The sequence below is a fragment of the Pseudomonas sp. BIGb0381 genome, from assembly GCF_024809815.1.
In the GTDB taxonomy this organism is placed as follows: Bacteria; Pseudomonadota; Gammaproteobacteria; order Pseudomonadales; family Pseudomonadaceae; genus Aquipseudomonas.
In genome coordinates, this window is record NZ_JANUEN010000003.1 from 343985 (window position 1) to 359421 (window position 15437).

Annotated in this window: 12 protein-coding genes, 3 tRNA genes and 1 riboswitch; of the genes, 14 read left to right on the plus strand and 1 reads right to left on the minus strand. The window is 60.4% G+C overall.

The features are described from left to right. Positions 1-56 precede the first annotated feature (56 nt). The 6 genes from aruF (at position 57) to astE (ending at position 6464) form a co-directional block, all read left to right on the plus strand. The gene (gene aruF, locus M2397_RS11630) at positions 57-1076 is read left to right on the plus strand and encodes an arginine/ornithine succinyltransferase subunit alpha (RefSeq protein WP_131697795.1); all 1020 of its coding nucleotides are present in this window, start codon (positions 57-59) and stop codon (positions 1074-1076) included. A gap of 49 nt (positions 1077-1125) precedes the next feature. After that, positions 1126-2151, plus strand: coding sequence for an arginine N-succinyltransferase (gene astA, locus M2397_RS11635; protein WP_131697794.1), 1026 nt, complete (start codon positions 1126-1128; stop codon positions 2149-2151). Then, positions 2148-3617, plus strand: coding sequence for a succinylglutamate-semialdehyde dehydrogenase (gene astD, locus M2397_RS11640; RefSeq protein ID WP_167655186.1), 1470 nt, complete (start codon positions 2148-2150; stop codon positions 3615-3617). The genes astA and astD overlap by 4 nt, the downstream gene beginning before the upstream one ends. 155 nt (positions 3618-3772) lie before the next feature. Next, positions 3773-5119, plus strand: coding sequence for an N-succinylarginine dihydrolase (gene astB / locus M2397_RS11645; RefSeq protein ID WP_259243180.1), 1347 nt, complete (start codon positions 3773-3775; stop codon positions 5117-5119). Positions 5120-5157: 38 nt separating this feature from the next. Further along, positions 5158-5448, plus strand: a complete 291-nt coding sequence (locus M2397_RS11650) for a hypothetical protein (protein WP_053140059.1) — start codon at positions 5158-5160, stop codon at positions 5446-5448. Positions 5449-5459: 11 nt separating this feature from the next. Further along, a complete protein-coding gene (astE, locus tag M2397_RS11655) occupies positions 5460-6464 on the plus strand; it encodes a succinylglutamate desuccinylase (RefSeq protein WP_131697791.1) in 1005 nt (334 codons plus the stop codon). A gap of 132 nt (positions 6465-6596) precedes the next feature. Here the strand turns inward: astE and M2397_RS11660 are convergent, their stop codons facing one another. Then, a complete protein-coding gene (locus M2397_RS11660; protein ID WP_065926190.1) occupies positions 6597-7106 on the minus strand; it encodes a 6,7-dimethyl-8-ribityllumazine synthase in 510 nt (169 codons plus the stop codon). Between the two features lie 114 nt (positions 7107-7220). After that, positions 7221-7390, minus strand: a riboswitch (FMN riboswitch). A gap of 191 nt (positions 7391-7581) precedes the next feature. Here M2397_RS11660 and ltaE point away from each other — a divergent pair. The 8 genes from ltaE (at position 7582) to mgtE (ending at position 15320) form a co-directional block, all read left to right on the plus strand. After that, positions 7582-8586, plus strand: a complete 1005-nt coding sequence (gene ltaE, locus M2397_RS11665; protein ID WP_131697790.1) for a low-specificity L-threonine aldolase — start codon at positions 7582-7584, stop codon at positions 8584-8586. Positions 8587-8732: 146 nt separating this feature from the next. Continuing rightward, positions 8733-11351: an alanine--tRNA ligase gene (alaS, locus tag M2397_RS11670; RefSeq protein ID WP_167655066.1), complete on the plus strand. Its 2619-nt coding sequence runs from the start codon at positions 8733-8735 to the stop codon at positions 11349-11351. Between the two features lie 94 nt (positions 11352-11445). Beyond that, positions 11446-12687: an aspartate kinase gene (locus M2397_RS11675; RefSeq protein ID WP_131697788.1), complete on the plus strand. Its 1242-nt coding sequence runs from the start codon at positions 11446-11448 to the stop codon at positions 12685-12687. A gap of 174 nt (positions 12688-12861) precedes the next feature. Next, positions 12862-13050: a carbon storage regulator CsrA gene (gene csrA / locus M2397_RS11680; protein ID WP_003175645.1), complete on the plus strand. Its 189-nt coding sequence runs from the start codon at positions 12862-12864 to the stop codon at positions 13048-13050. 62 nt (positions 13051-13112) lie between these two features. Then, positions 13113-13203: transfer RNA gene (locus M2397_RS11685), tRNA-Ser, on the plus strand. Positions 13204-13311: 108 nt separating this feature from the next. Further along, positions 13312-13388, plus strand: a tRNA-Arg gene (locus tag M2397_RS11690). A gap of 72 nt (positions 13389-13460) precedes the next feature. Next, a tRNA-Arg gene (locus M2397_RS11695) sits at positions 13461-13537 on the plus strand. 340 nt (positions 13538-13877) lie between these two features. Continuing rightward, positions 13878-15320: a magnesium transporter gene (mgtE, locus tag M2397_RS11700; RefSeq protein WP_065926188.1), complete on the plus strand. Its 1443-nt coding sequence runs from the start codon at positions 13878-13880 to the stop codon at positions 15318-15320. The last annotated feature ends 117 nt before the right edge of the window (positions 15321-15437 follow it).

Consider the following 15437-nt stretch of genomic DNA (forward strand, 5'->3'; position numbering starts at 1 on the left):
TTCCTGACCTGTTCGGTATTTTTTTCCTGTGAGTTTTAGAGTTAAGGAGTGACACCATGCTGGTGATGCGCCCCGCGCAAATGGCTGATCTGGGCGAGGTACAGCGTCTGGCTGCGGACAGCCCGATTGGTGTCACCTCCTTGCCGGATGATGTGGAACGCCTGAGCGACAAGATCGCCGCCAGCGAAGCGTCCTTCGCGGCCGAGGTGAGTTTCAACGGTGAAGAAAGCTATTTCTTCGTGCTCGAAGACACCGAGACCGGCAAGCTCGTGGGCTGCTCGGCCATTGTCGCCTCGGCCGGTTATTCGGAGCCTTTCTACAGTTTTCGTAACGAGACCTTCGTGCACGCCTCCCGCGAGCTGAAGATCCACAACAAGATTCACGTGCTTTCCCAGTGCCACGATCTCACCGGCAACAGCCTGCTCACCAGCTTTTATGTGGTGCCGGAGTTGGTCGGTTCGCCGTGGTCGGAACTCAATTCCCGTGGCCGCCTGTTGTTCGTCGCCAGCCACCCCGAGCGCTTTGCCGACTCGGTGGTGACCGAGATTGTCGGCTACAGCGACGAGAACGGTGATTCACCGTTCTGGGACGCCATCGGCCGCAACTTCTTCGACCTCAACTACGCCGCCGCCGAGCGCCTGTGCGGGCTGAAAAGCCGTACGTTCCTCGCCGAGCTGATGCCTCATTACCCGATCTACGTGCCGTTGTTGCCGGACGAAGCCCAGGAAGCCATGGGCCAGGTGCACCCGCGTGCACAGATCACCTTCGACATCCTGATGCGCGAAGGCTTCGAGACTGACCACTACATCGACATCTTCGACGGCGGTCCGACGCTGCACGCACGGGTCTCGGGCATTCGCTCGATCGCCCAGAGCCGCGTGGTACCGGTGAAGATTGGCGAGATGGTCAAGGGTGTCGGCCGCCAGTACCTGGTGAGCAACGCGCAGTTGCAGGATTACCGTGCGGTCATGCTGGAGCTGGACTACGCGCCCGGCAAGCCGGTGACCCTGGACCTGGCAGCGGCCGAGGCGCTGGGCGTTGGCGAAGGCGCGAGTGTGCGCCTGGTAGCGGTATAAACAGAGTTTCGCGGGTGGCTGGCAGCAGCGGCCCGTCTGAGGAGATAGCATGATCGTTCGTCCCGTACGCAGCAGCGATTTACCGGCCCTGATTGATCTGGCGCGCAGCACCGGCACCGGCCTCACCACCTTGCCGGCCAACGAAGAGCGCTTGACCCACCGGGTTGGCTGGGCCGAAAAAACCTTTCGCGGCGACGCCGGGCGCGGGGATGCCGATTACCTGTTCGTGCTGGAAAACGACGAAGGCCGCGTGGTGGGGATTTCCGCCATCGCCGGTGCTGTCGGCCTGCGCGAGCCCTGGTACAACTTCCGGGTCGGCCTGACGGTCAGCGCCTCCCAGGAGCTGAATATCTACCGTGAGATTCCGACGCTGTTCTTGGCCAACGACCTCACCGGCAATTCCGAGCTGTGCTCGTTGTTCCTGCATGCCGATTACCGCAACGGCCTCAACGGCCGCATGCTGGCCAAGGCGCGCCTGCTGTTTATCGCCGAGTTCCCGCAGCTGTTTGGCAACAAGATCATCGCCGAGATGCGTGGTGTGTCCAACGACGCCGGGCGTTCGCCGTTCTGGGAAAGCCTGGGTCGGCACTTCTTCAAGATGGAGTTCAGCCAGGCCGACTACCTGACCGGCGTGGGCAACAAGGCGTTTATCGCTGAGCTGATGCCCAAGTTTCCGTTGTACAGCTGCTTCCTCTCCGAAGACGCGCGCAACGTGATCGGCAAGGTCCACCCGGACACCGAGCCGGCGCTGAGCATGCTCAAGAGCGAAGGCTTCAGCTACCAGGGCTACGTCGATATTTTCGACGCCGGCCCGGCGGTGGAGTGCGAGACCGCCAAGATCCGTGCGGTGCGCGACAGCCAATCGCTGGTGTTGGCCATCGGCACACCGGGGGACGACGCCACGCCGTTCCTGATCCATAACCGCAAACGCGAAGATTGCCGCATCACCGCCGCCCCGGCGCGCCTGGCGGCAGGCACGCTGGTGGTCGACCCGCAAACCGCCAAGCGTCTGCAACTGGTGGCGGGTGATCAAGTGCGTGCCGTACCGTTGTCCGCTGCTCGGGAGTCGAAATAATGAATTCGCTGTATATCGCAGGTAGCTGGCTGGCTGGCCAGGGTGAACTGTTTGAATCGCGTAACCCGGTGACCCAGCAGGTGCTGTGGGCCGGTAATGGCGCCACGGTCGAGCAGGTCGAGTCGGCCGTGCAGGCCGCGCGCCAGGCGTTCCCGGCCTGGGCCCGGCGCCCACTGGAAGAACGCATCAGCGTGCTGGAAGCCTTCGCTGCGACCCTGAAAAGCCGCGCCGATGAAATCGCCCGCTGCATCGGCGAAGAGACCGGCAAGCCGCTGTGGGAGTCGGCCACCGAAGTCACCAGCATGGCCAACAAGATTGCGATCTCGGTGCAAAGCTACCGCGAGCGTACCGGCGAGAAGAGCGGCCCCCTGGGCGACGCCACCGCCGTATTGCGCCACAAACCCCACGGCGTGGTGGCGGTGTTTGGTCCTTACAACTTCCCGGGTCACCTGCCCAACGGGCATATCGTCCCGGCGTTGCTGGCGGGTAACACCGTGCTGTTCAAACCCAGCGAGCTGACCCCGAAAGTCGCCGAGCTGACCGTGCAATGCTGGATCGACGCCGGTTTGCCGGCAGGCGTGTTGAACCTGCTGCAAGGTGCGCGGGAAACCGGCATTGCGTTGGCGGCCAACCCAGGTATCGACGGCTTGTTCTTCACCGGTTCCAGCCGCACCGGCAACCATCTGCACCAGCAGTTCTCCGGGCGCCCGGACAAGATCCTGGCCCTGGAAATGGGCGGCAACAACCCACTGGTGGTGGACGAAGTGGCCGACGTGGACGCGGCGGTCTACACCATCATCCAATCGGCGTTTATCTCTGCGGGCCAGCGTTGCACCTGTGCCCGTCGCTTGCTGGTGCCGGAAGGCGCCTGGGGCGATGCGTTGCTGGCGCGGCTGGTGGCGGTGAGCGCGACGATTGAAGTCGGCGCGTTTGACCAGCAACCGCCGCCGTTCATGGGCTCGGTGATTTCCCTGGCAGCGGCGAAAGCCTTGATGGACGCCCAGGAGCTGATGTTGGCCAATGGCGCCGTGGCGCTGCTGGAGATGACCCAGCCACAGGACCAGGCCGCCTTGCTGACCCCAGGCATCATCGACGTAACCGGCGTGACCGAGCGCGAAGACGAAGAGCTGTTCGGCCCGCTGTTGCAGGTGATCCGCTACGCTGATTTCGCGGCGGCGATTGCCGAAGCCAACAACACCCAGTACGGCCTGGCCGCTGGCCTGTTGTCCGATTCCGAAGCGCGTTACCAGCAATTCTGGCTGGAAAGCCGTGCCGGCATCGTCAACTGGAATAAACAGCTGACCGGCGCCGCCAGCACCGCGCCATTTGGTGGGGTGGGGGCCTCGGGCAACCATCGCGCCAGTGCGTATTATGCGGCGGATTATTGTGCGTACCCGGTGGCGTCGTTGGAGACTCCGAGCCTGGTGGTGCCTGCCACGCTAACCCCCGGCATTACGCTGATCTAAATGTGGGAGGGGCTTGCTCCCGATGGCGGTGTGTCAGTCACCTGATTGATCAACTGACAGACTGCTATCGGGAGCAAGCCCCCTCCCACACTGGATTTGTGGTGTGTTGAAGACTTTTGATGCCTATAAAAACAGATGTTCGTGGAGCCTCGCCGATGAAATCCTATGAAGTCAATTTTGACGGTCTAGTGGGGCCGACCCATAACTACGGCGGTTTGTCCTTCGGCAACGTCGCGTCCCAGAGCAACAGCCAGCAGCATTCCAACCCCAAGGAAGCGGCGTTGCAGGGCCTGCAGAAAATGAAAGCCCTGATGGACATGGGCTTTGTGCAAGGCGTGCTCGCGCCCCAGGAGCGCCCGGACGTAGCGGCGTTGCGCAACCTCGGTTTCAGCGGCACCGACGCCCAGGTCATCCAGCAGGCGGCCAAGCAGGCCATGCCGTTGTTGGTAGCCAGCTGCTCGGCATCGAGCATGTGGGTGGCCAACGCCGCCACCGTCAGCCCCAGCGCCGACACGGCAGATGGCCGCGTGCATTTCACCGCCGCCAACCTCAACTGCAAATACCACCGCAGCATCGAACACCCGACCACCAGCCGCGTGCTGGGGGCGATGTTTGCCGACCAGAAACACTTTGCCCATCACGCCGCGTTGCCGGCGGTGGCGCAGTTCGGCGACGAAGGCGCGGCCAACCACACGCGTTTCTGCCGGGAGTATGGCGAAGCGGGCGTGGAGTTTTTTGTGTTCGGGCGCAGCGCGTTCGACCCTCGTTACCCGGCCCCGCAGAAGTACCCGGCGCGCCAGACCCTCGAAGCCTCCCAGGCGGTCGCCCGCCTGCACGGCCTGAAGGATGAAGGCGTGGTCTACGCCCAGCAGAACCCGGCGGTGATCGATGCCGGCGTGTTCCACAACGACGTGATCGCGGTGGGCAACGGCGAGGTGCTGTTCTATCACGAGGACGCATTCCTCCATACCGAACAGATGCTGGCCGAGTTGCAGGGCAAGTTGGGCAAGCTGGGCGGCAACTTCCAGTCGGTGTGTGTGCCGCGTGCCCAGGTCAGCGTCGAGGACGCGGTACGTTCCTACCTGTTCAACAGCCAGTTGCTGACCCGTGCCGACGGCTCGATGCTGCTGATCGTGCCGGAAGAATGCCGCGCCAACGAGCGCGTGTGGCAGTACCTGCAAGGCCTGACGGCCTCCGCTGGTCTGATCCGCGAAGTAAAAGTCTTCGACCTCAAGCAAAGCATGCAGAACGGCGGCGGCCCGGCCTGCCTGCGCTTGCGCGTGGCCCTGAACGAAACCGAGCTGGCAGCGGTGAACCCAGGGGTTATCATGACCGCGCCGTTGTACGACACACTGACCCAATGGGTCGACAAGCACTACCGCGACAGCCTGCGCGAAACCGACCTGGCTGACCCGCAATTGCTGCTTGAGTGCCGGACGGCACTGGATGAACTGACGCAAATCCTTAAACTGGGCTCGGTTTATCCTTTCCAGATCAATTAACGCCACCTCTTTTTACACCCTATGGCTGAGAATTATTTATGACCACCGACACCCTGCAACTGATCCTTGAAGACACCGACGGCACCCAGCTGGAAACCTCCTGCACCCGCGTCGCCGTGGTCTGGCAGGGTAAGGAAATCTGGATCCAGCACGACGGCCGTGGCCAACTGCTGATCGGCGTGGACGTGGAAGAAGGCGACTCCGAATACGCCAACCTGCTGATGCGCCCACTGGCCACCAACCTGATGAGCCTGCAACTGGAAATGGAACCGGCCGACGTTGAAGGTGATGACGACGATCACGTCCACGGCCCAGGCTGCAACCACTAAGGAAGCTGCGTATGCTCGCCCTTGGCAAACTGCTTGAACTGACCCTCGCCGGTCGCGAACCGGCGCAAAAAATTCAACTGACTGTCGACGGCGTGCAGATGCGCTGGCTCAGCGAGGGCGCACTCGAAGTGCGCCCGCCGCAAGCAACGGACAATGGCAGCGACCTGCTGCTGTCGTCCGGCATCCATGGCAATGAAACCGCGCCGATCGAATTGCTCGACCGCCTGGTGCATGGCATCGCCCGTGGGGAGATCAAACCCCGTACCCGTATTCTGTTCCTGTTCGGCAACCCCGAGGCCATGCGCCGCGGTGAGCGTTACCTTGAATTGGACGTCAACCGGCTGTTCAACGGCCGGCATGAAAAAAACATCGGCCCCGAAGCCATGCGCGCCGCCGAGCTTGAACAGCTGGCCCGCAGCTTCTTCAGCCAGCCGGGCCGTTCGCGCCTGCATTACGACCTGCACACCGCCATTCGCGGCTCGAAGATCGAGCAGTTTGCGCTGTACCCCTGGAAGGAGGGCCGCCAGCATTCACGCCATGAACTGGCGCGCCTGAACGCTGCCGGCATGCAAGCGGTGCTGCTGCAGAACAAGAGCTCGATCACCTTCACCGCGTTTACCTATGAGCAGCTGGAGGCCGAGGCCTTCACCCTCGAGCTGGGCAAGGCGCGGCCGTTTGGGCAGAACCAGGGCGTGAACGTTTCCCGCCTGGAGCTGCGCCTCAAGCAGATCATCGAAGGCACCGAGCCTGAGACTGACAGCCTGGACGGGTTGAAACTGTTCGCTGTGTCGCGGGAAGTCATCAAGCACAGTGATGCTTTCCTGCTGCACTTGCCGGCGGACGTGGAAAACTTTTCGGAATTGGAAAAGGGTTATCTGCTGGCCGAAGACGTGGCCAAGACCCGTTGGGTGATCGAGGAGGAGGGTGCGCGCATCATCTTCCCCAACCCGAAGGTGAAGAATGGCTTGCGGGCGGGGATATTGATTGTTCCGACCACAGAGGCCGGGCTGGCGTAGATCTGAGCCTTAACCTGATCCAAATGTGGGAGGGGGCTTGCCCCCGATAGCAGTGTGTCAGTCAGCTCATCTGGAGCTGAGACACCGCCATCGGGGGCAAGCCCCCTCCCACATTTTGTTTTGCGGTGTTGATTAGACCGCTACAGCCCGTGGCTCGCTGCGACGGATCGCCCGCACCTTGTGCAGGGTGTCGGCGCACGTACGCGCAGCTTCCTGGCCCTTGTGCACGAAGTGCTCATGGAAGAATGCGGTGTGTTCGCTGCCGGCATGGAAGTGATGCGGGGTCAGGGACACCGAGAACACCGGCACTTCAGTTTCCAGCTGCACCTGCATCAGGCCGCTGACCACCGACTGGGCCACGAACTCGTGACGGTAGATTCCGCCGTCCACCACCAGCGCGGCGGCAACGATACCGGCGTAACGACCGGTCTTGGCCAGCAGCTTGGCGTGCAGGGGCATTTCAAAGGCGCCGCCGACTTCGAAGAAATCGATGTCCGACTCCTGGTAACCCTGGGCGATCATTTCGGCGAGGAAGCCTTTGCGGGATTGGTCGACAATATCCTTGTGCCAGCAGGCCTGGATAAACGCGACGCGCTCGCCGTGATGGTTTTTGCTTTTGCTGTCGATTGCGGTGGGTTGCATGTTCTGACTCCTGTTTAAGAAAAAAACAGGGCGTTATGAATCGAATGGGATTTTAAGGGTACGAACCGCCGAGTCATGCAGGCATGAGGTCAGCGTGCGGCCCTTAGGTGCCAATCCCGTTCTCTCTTCATCCGGACTATGACCGTCGGCCCCGGGATCACACCGGGTCTGCTGACCTTGTCGCCGTTCTGCGTGAGCAGTTCGAGGCGCCAAGCGCTCGCGGGCTATGCACATTGCGTGCAATTACCGCCGGTGGGGAATTGCACCCCGCCCTGAGAACGTTGCCACCAGAACCCTGGTGGCGGAGAGTTTTTAACATGGTTTTTCATAAACTGCACGAGCGCCGTATCGATAGGCTATATCGGTTTGTTTGGTTGGTATTCGATTGAGAACGCGCGGGGCTTGATATTCCGCGGCTTTGCCCGCAGTAATCATCCTCACAAGAATCTTAATGAACCCCTTCGAGGCTTGTTTCATGTCTGTGATCGACCTGCGCAGCGACACCGTGACCCAACCCACCGCCGGCATGCTCGACGCCATGGCCACCGCCGTCAGCGGCGATGACGTCTACGGTGAAGACCCCAGCGTCAACCGTCTGGAGGCCGAGCTGGCCAAGCGCCTGGGCTTTGCGGCCGCGCTGTTCGTGCCCACCGGCACCATGAGCAACCTGCTGGCGCTGATGGCCCACTGTGAGCGTGGCGAGGAATACATCGTCGGCCAGCAGGCCCACACCTACAAATACGAAGGCGGCGGGGCGGCCGTGCTGGGTTCGATCCAGCCGCAACCGTTGGACGTGCAGGCGGATGGCTCCCTCGACCTGAATCAGGTGCTCGACGCCATCAAGCCCGACGATTTCCACTTCGCCCGCACCCGCCTGCTGGCCCTGGAAAACACCATGCAGGGCAAGGTGCTGCCGCTGGACTACCTGGCGAAGGCGCGGGCCTTTACCCGCGAGCATGGCCTGGCCCTGCATCTGGATGGCGCGCGACTCTACAACGCGGCGGTCAAGCTTGGCGTGGATGCGCGGGAGATCGCCCAGCATTTCGACTCGGTGTCGGTGTGCCTGTCCAAGGGCCTCGGTGCGCCGATCGGCTCGGTGCTGTGCGGCTCCACGGCGTTGATCGCCAAGGCCCGCCGTTTACGCAAGATGGTCGGCGGTGGCATGCGCCAGGCCGGTTCCCTGGCGGCGGCGGGGCTGTACGCTTTGGATCACCAGGTGCAGCGCCTGGCTGATGACCATGCCAATGCGCAATGGTTGGGCGATGAGTTGCGCAACGCCGGTTACGCGGTGGAGCCGGTGCAGACCAACATGGTCTATGTGCAGATCGGCGATCAGGCCCAGGCCTTGAAGACGTTTGCCGCCGAGCGCGGGATCAAGTTGAGCGTCGCACCGCGCCTGCGGATGGTGACTCACCTGGATGTCAGCCGGGCGCAGATTGAGCAAGTGCTCGAGGCATTCGTCGATTTTTCGCGCAAATGAGCGTGCAGACCGTCTAATTGAACCTCTCTATCGCATAAACACGCTGTACCACCGGCAAAGGGCCGATATAATGCGGCCTTTTGCCGTCGCTCCGTCTGATGATGTTGCGCACTGGCCTTTGGCCGCAGCCTCCGTGGAAGAACCTAATGAAAAGCGCAGAAATCCGTGAAGCCTTCCTTCGCTTCTTCGAAGAGCAAGGTCACACCCGTGTCGCCTCCAGCTCCTTGATCCCAGGCAATGACCCCACCCTGCTGTTCACTAACGCGGGGATGAACCAGTTCAAGGACTGCTTCCTGGGCCAGGAAAAGCGCGCCTACACCCGCGCCACCAGCAGCCAGAAGTGCGTACGTGCCGGCGGCAAGAACAGCGACCTGGAAAACGTCGGCTACACCGCCCGCCACCACACGTTCTTCGAAATGCTGGGTAACTTCAGCTTTGGTGACTATTTCAAAAAAGACGCGATTACCTTCGCCTGGACCTTCCTGACCGGCGTGCTGAAGCTGCCCAAGGAAAAACTCTGGGTGACCGTCTACGCGACGGACGACGAAGCCTATGACATCTGGACCAAGGAAATCGGGGTGCCCGCCGAGCGCATGATTCGCATCGGCGACAACAAGGGCGCGCCTTACGCGTCCGATAACTTCTGGACCATGGGCGATACCGGCCCGTGCGGCCCATGCACCGAGATTTTCTACGACCACGGCGCCGACATCTGGGGCGGCCCACCGGGCTCGCCGGAAGAAGACGGCGACCGTTACATCGAGATCTGGAACAACGTGTTCATGCAGTTCAACCGCACCGCCGATGGCGTGCTGCATCCGCTGCCAGCGCCGTCGGTGGACACCGGCATGGGCCTGGAGCGGATCAGTGCGGTAATGCAGCACGTTCACTCCAACTACGAGATCGACCTGTTCACCAACCTGCTGAGCGCGTCGGCCGCGGCCATTGGCTGTGCCAATGAAAGCCAGTCGTCCCTCAAGGTGGTGTCGGACCACATCCGTTCCTGTGGTTTCCTGATCGCCGACGGTGTACTGCCGTCCAACGAAGGCCGTGGCTACGTGCTGCGTCGCATCATCCGTCGCGCCTGCCGTCACGGTAACAAGCTGGGCGCCACCGGCAGCTTCTTCTACAAGATCGTGGCCGCGCTGGTTGCCGAGATGGGCGATGCCTTCCCGGAGCTCAAGCAGCAGCAGGACAACATCGAGCGTGTGCTCAAGGCTGAAGAAGAGCAGTTCTCCAAGACCCTGGAGCACGGCCTGAAGATTCTGGAACAGGATTTGGCTGAGCTTAAAGGCACCGTGGTGCCGGGCGATGTCGTGTTCAAGCTGTACGACACCTATGGCTTCCCGATGGACCTGACAGCCGACATCGCCCGTGAGCGCGAGCTGACCGTCGACGAAGTCGGGTTTGAGCGTGAGATGGAAGCCCAGCGCGTGCGCGCCCGTTCCGCCAGTTCCTTTGGCCTGGACTACAACACCCTGGTCAAGGTTGACGTGCCCACCGAGTTCACCGGGTACAAGGCGACCGTGGGCTCGGCCAAGATCGTTGCCATTTATAAAGATGGCAAGTCGGTCGACGTGTTGAGCGAAGGCGAAGAAGCGGTTGTGGTCCTGGACCAGACGCCGTTCTACGCCGAGTCCGGTGGCCAGGTCGGTGACTGTGGTTTCCTGAGCTCGACCTCCGGTCGTTTCGAGGTGCGTGACACCACCAAGACCGGCGGTGCGTTCCTGCATCACGGTGTGCTGGTGCTGGGTAACCTGACGGTCGGTGCGCCGGTGGACACCCAGGTCGACGCTGACGTACGCCATGCTACCGCGCTGAACCACTCGGCCACGCACTTGCTGCACGCCGCGCTGCGCCAGGTGCTCGGCGAGCACGTCCAGCAGAAGGGTTCGTTGGTCGACAGCCAGCGCCTGCGTTTTGACTTCAGTCACTTCGAAGCGATCAAGCCGGAGCAGATCAAGGCCCTGGAAGACATCGTCAACGCGCAAGTGCGCAAGAACACCCCGGTAGAAACCGAAGAAACCGACATCGAGACTGCCAAGGCCAAGGGCGCCATGGCGCTGTTCGGCGAGAAGTACGGCGACAACGTGCGCGTACTGAGCATGGGGGGCAACTTCTCGGTGGAACTGTGTGGTGGTATCCACGCCAACCGTACCGGCGACATCGGCCTGCTGAAAATCATCAGCGAAGGTGGCGTGGCGTCGGGCGTACGTCGTATTGAAGCGGTGACCGGTGCTGCGGCCCTGGCCTACCTGAATGCGGCTGAAGAACAACTCAAGGAAGCGGCCAGCCTGGTCAAGGGCAGCCGCGACAACCTGATCGACAAGTTGTCCGCCGTTCTGGAGCGCAATCGCGCGCTGGAGAAACAGCTGGAGCAATTGCAAGCCAAGGCGGCCAGCGCTGCGGGCGACGATCTGTCGGCTTCGGCCGTTGACGTCAAGGACGTGAAAGTCCTGGCTGCACGCCTGGACGGCCAGGACGGCAAGGCGCTGTTGGCCCTGGTCGATCAGTTGAAGAACAAGCTCGGCCGCGCAGTGATCCTGCTCGGCAGTGTCCATGAGGATAAGGTCGTGCTGGTTGCCGGTGTAACCAAAGACCTGACTGGCCAACTCAAGGCCGGTGATTTGATGAAGCAAGCCGCTGCGGCAGTGGGCGGGAAGGGCGGCGGTCGTCCGGACATGGCGCAAGGCGGTGGTGTAGACGCCAGCGCCCTGGATGCGGCCCTGGCCCTGACCGTGCCATTTGTCGAGGCAGGTATTTAAGGCACTGTTAACCCGTCCGTGGTCTAGTCACGGGCTGTTCTGTGCTGGTTGATTGGATATTAGGCGCCCCTTTACGGGCTGAGGCGGCTTGGAAATGGCTTTGATCGTACAGAAATTTGGAGGCACCTCGGTTGGTTCTGTCGAAAGAATCGAGCAGGTGGCCGACAAGGTTAAGAAATTCCGCGATGCCGGTGATGACCTGGTCGTGGTGCTGTCGGCCATGAGCGGCGAGACCAATCGCCTGATCGAACTGGCCAAGGCAATCAGTGGTGACCAACAGCCGCTGCCGCGTGAGCTGGATGTGATCGTGTCTACCGGTGAGCAGGTGACCATCGCCTTGCTGGCCATGGCGCTGAACAAGCGTGGTGTGCCGGCGGTGTCCTACACTGGCAGCCAGGTGCGCATTCTCACCGACAGCGCACATACCAAGGCGCGGATCCTGCAGATTGACGATCAGAAAATTCGCAGTGATCTGAAAGCCGGTCGCGTGGTAGTTGTAGCGGGCTTCCAGGGTGTTGACGAGCACGGCAACATCACCACCCTCGGGCGTGGCGGTTCGGATACCACCGGCGTGGCCCTGGCGGCGGCTCTCAAGGCTGATGAATGCCAGATCTACACCGATGTGGACGGCGTCTACACCACCGACCCGCGTGTGGTGTCCGTGGCCCAGCGCCTGGACAAGATCACCTTTGAAGAGATGCTGGAAATGGCCAGCCTCGGTTCCAAGGTGTTGCAGATCCGCGCGGTGGAGTTCGCCGGCAAGTACAACGTTCCGCTGCGCGTATTGCACAGCTTCAAAGAGGGTCCGGGCACCCTCATTACTATTGATGAAGAGGAATCCATGGAACAGCCGATCATTTCCGGCATCGCTTTCAATCGCGATGAAGCCAAGCTGACGATCCGTGGCGTGCCAGACACCCCCGGCGTGGCCTTCAAGATTCTGGGCCCTATCAGCGATGCGAATGTAGAAGTCGACATGATCGTGCAGAACGTTTCGCACGATAACACCACCGATTTCACCTTCACCGTGCACCGCAACGAGTACGATGCGGCATTGAAAATCCTGGAGAACACCGCGAGCGAAATTGGCGCCCGTGAAGTGGTCGGCGATACCAAGATTGCCAAGGTTTCGATTGTAGGTGTGGGCATGCGTTCCCATGCCGGTGTTGCCAGCCGTATGTTCGGGGCTTTGGCCAAGGAAAGCATCAATATCCAGATGATCTCCACCTCGGAAATCAAAGTCTCGGTGGTGATCGAAGAGAAGTACCTGGAGCTGGCTGTACGCGCGCTGCATACCGCTTTTGAGCTGGATGCCCCGGCCCGACAGGGCGAGTGAGGCAATGCCAGGAAGGCGCGGTTTACCGCGCCTTTCATTTTTTGTAGGGCGCATGGTCTTTTGCGTGCGTTCGACAATACTTAGGCCGTTAGGGCTATGGCTATCGAGTCGTAGGTCGAACGCCTTTTTTTTGCAGACTGTTGTTCCTGAAATGAAATGCGTGAGGAGAAAGGTATGCTGATTCTGACTCGTCGGTGCGCAGAAAGCCTGATTATCGGTGATGGCGAAATCACCGTGACCGTGCTCGGCGTCAAAGGCAATCAAGTACGTATTGGGGTGAATGCTCCGAAAGAGGTAGCGGTCCACCGCGAGGAAATTTACCTGCGTATCAAGAAAGAGAAGGACGAAGAACCAAGCCTTTAATTTTTATCGTTTTTTATGTTTGCAAACGGGGATGAACGTGGTTAATATACGCCCCGTGTTGCGGAGAGCTGGCCGAGTGGCCGAAGGCGCTCCCCTGCTAAGGGAGTACACCTCAAAAGGGTGTCGGGGGTTCGAATCCCCCGTTCTCCGCCATTATTTGCTTAGTACGTTGCAATCTGGTTTTTTCGCTAAGTTGTTGAAATTAAACGAAAAAATAGCTTTACATAGAGATTGAACGGCCTATAATGCGCGGCAACAAATGCACTCGTAGCTCAGCTGGATAGAGTACTCGGCTACGAACCGAGCGGTCACAGGTTCGAATCCTGTCGAGTGCACCATTTAAGAGTTAGTTGCAGCAATGCAGGTAGCTCGGCTTCAACCAGTTGTGATCTGGTCTAAAAACACAATCTGCACTCGTAGCTCAGCTGGATAGAGTACTCGGCTACGAACCGAGCGGTCACAGGTTCGAATCCTGTCGAGTGCACCATACAAACAAAAAGCCCGCCTAGTGCGGGCTTTTTGCCGTCTGGGGCTTGTGTGGATTTTTATCTTTTTCTCCTCCTTCATGTGTTTTCCATTCAGGTGATGGCGTCGCAGTTGAATAGGTGCGGCCAATACTCAACTTTGGCTCGCAAGCGCTTGTTCTTTCCAGTTTTTTGACGTTAAAAACGGACGCACGGTGTATCATTGCGCCCGTCAGCCCCGCCGGGGCTTGTGGAATACCTCCATGGACTTACCCAGTAGTTACTCAGTACCCCGTTTTACCAATCATGAATTGACTGATTGATCCTTCCGGCGTGCCCCGCTGCTGGGAGTGGAGTTCGCCTATGACCGAAGTAGAAGTAAAGAAAACTCAAGAAAGCCTGCAGGATCGCCTGGCTCAAGTCATCGAGCTGCTGCAGCGCCAGCGTGTGGTCGAAGATTTCACGCACCGCCAGGATGGTCCGAATAACGACCTCGTCGAGAACCTGGTCCACCGGCAAAACCTCGTCGAGTTGCAACGCAAACTCGATGACCTGCACTCCGCCGACGTTGCCTACATTCTCGAAGCCTTGCCGCTGGATGATCGACTGACCTTGTGGCAGTTGGTCAAGGCTGACCGTGACGGCGACATCCTGCTCGAAGTATCCGACTCAGTCCGTGAAACCCTGATCGCCGACATGGACGATCACGAGCTCCTGGCGGCCGCCAGGGAGATGGATGCTGACGAACTGGCCGACCTGGCCCCAGAGTTGCCGCGTGATGTTGTCCATGAATTGATGGAGGCCCTCGACGGCCAGCAGCGTGAGCGCGTGCGCTCCGCGTTGTCCTATGACGAGGATCAGGTCGGTGCGCTGATGGACTTCGAGATGGTCACCATCCGCGAAGACGTCAGCCTGGAAGTGGTCTTGCGTTACCTGCGCCGGCTGAAAGAGCTGCCGAGTCATACCGACAAACTGTTCGTGGTCGACTATGAAGGCATTCTCAAGGGCGTGCTGCCGATCAAGCGCCTGTTGGTAAACGATCCGGAGAAAAAAGTTGCTGACCTGATGGCCAGCGATACCGTGAGCTTTCACCCGGATGAAGATGCCTACGACGCAGCGCAGGCCTTTGAGCGTTACGACTTGATCTCTGCCCCGGTGGTCGACAAGAACGGCAAGCTGATCGGCCGTCTGACCATCGACGAAATCGTCGACTTGATTCGTGAAGAGAGTGAAACCGAAGTCCTCAACATGGCAGGTTTGCGTGAAGAGGAAGATATTTTTGCGTCAGTCTGGCGTTCCCTGCATAACCGTTGGGCCTGGCTGGCCGTTAACCTGATTACCGCGTTTATCGCCTCCCGCGTGATCGGGCTGTTCGAGGGTTCCATCGAAAAGCTGGTGGCCTTGGCGGCGTTGATGCCGATTGTGGCTGGCATTGGTGGTAACTCGGGTAATCAGACCATCACCATGATCGTGCGCGCCATGGCGCTGGACCAGGTCAGTACCGCTAACTCTTCGCGCTTGCTGCGCAAAGAGTTGGCAGTGGGCCTGATCAATGGCCTGGTGTGGGGTGGGGTGATTGGCGTGGTGGCCTACTTGCTGTACGGCAGTTGGTCCCTGGGTGTGGTCATGACCGCCGCCATGACTCTCAACCTGTTACTGGCTGCCTTGATGGGCGTGTTGATCCCCATGACCCTGGCACGCCTCGGGCGCGATCCAGCCATGGGCGCCAGCGTGATGATTACGGCCATGACCGACAGTGGCGGCTTCTTCATCTTCCTCGGTTTGGCGACGATCTTCTTACTCTGATCTGTCTTGCGCGGGCTCCCTCTGCGTAGCAGCTGGCGAGCCCTGGCGAGGCTTCGGTGTGTCAGGCAGGCTGCAAACGCAGCCACACCAGGGCTCGCCAGCTGCTACGTGATAAAC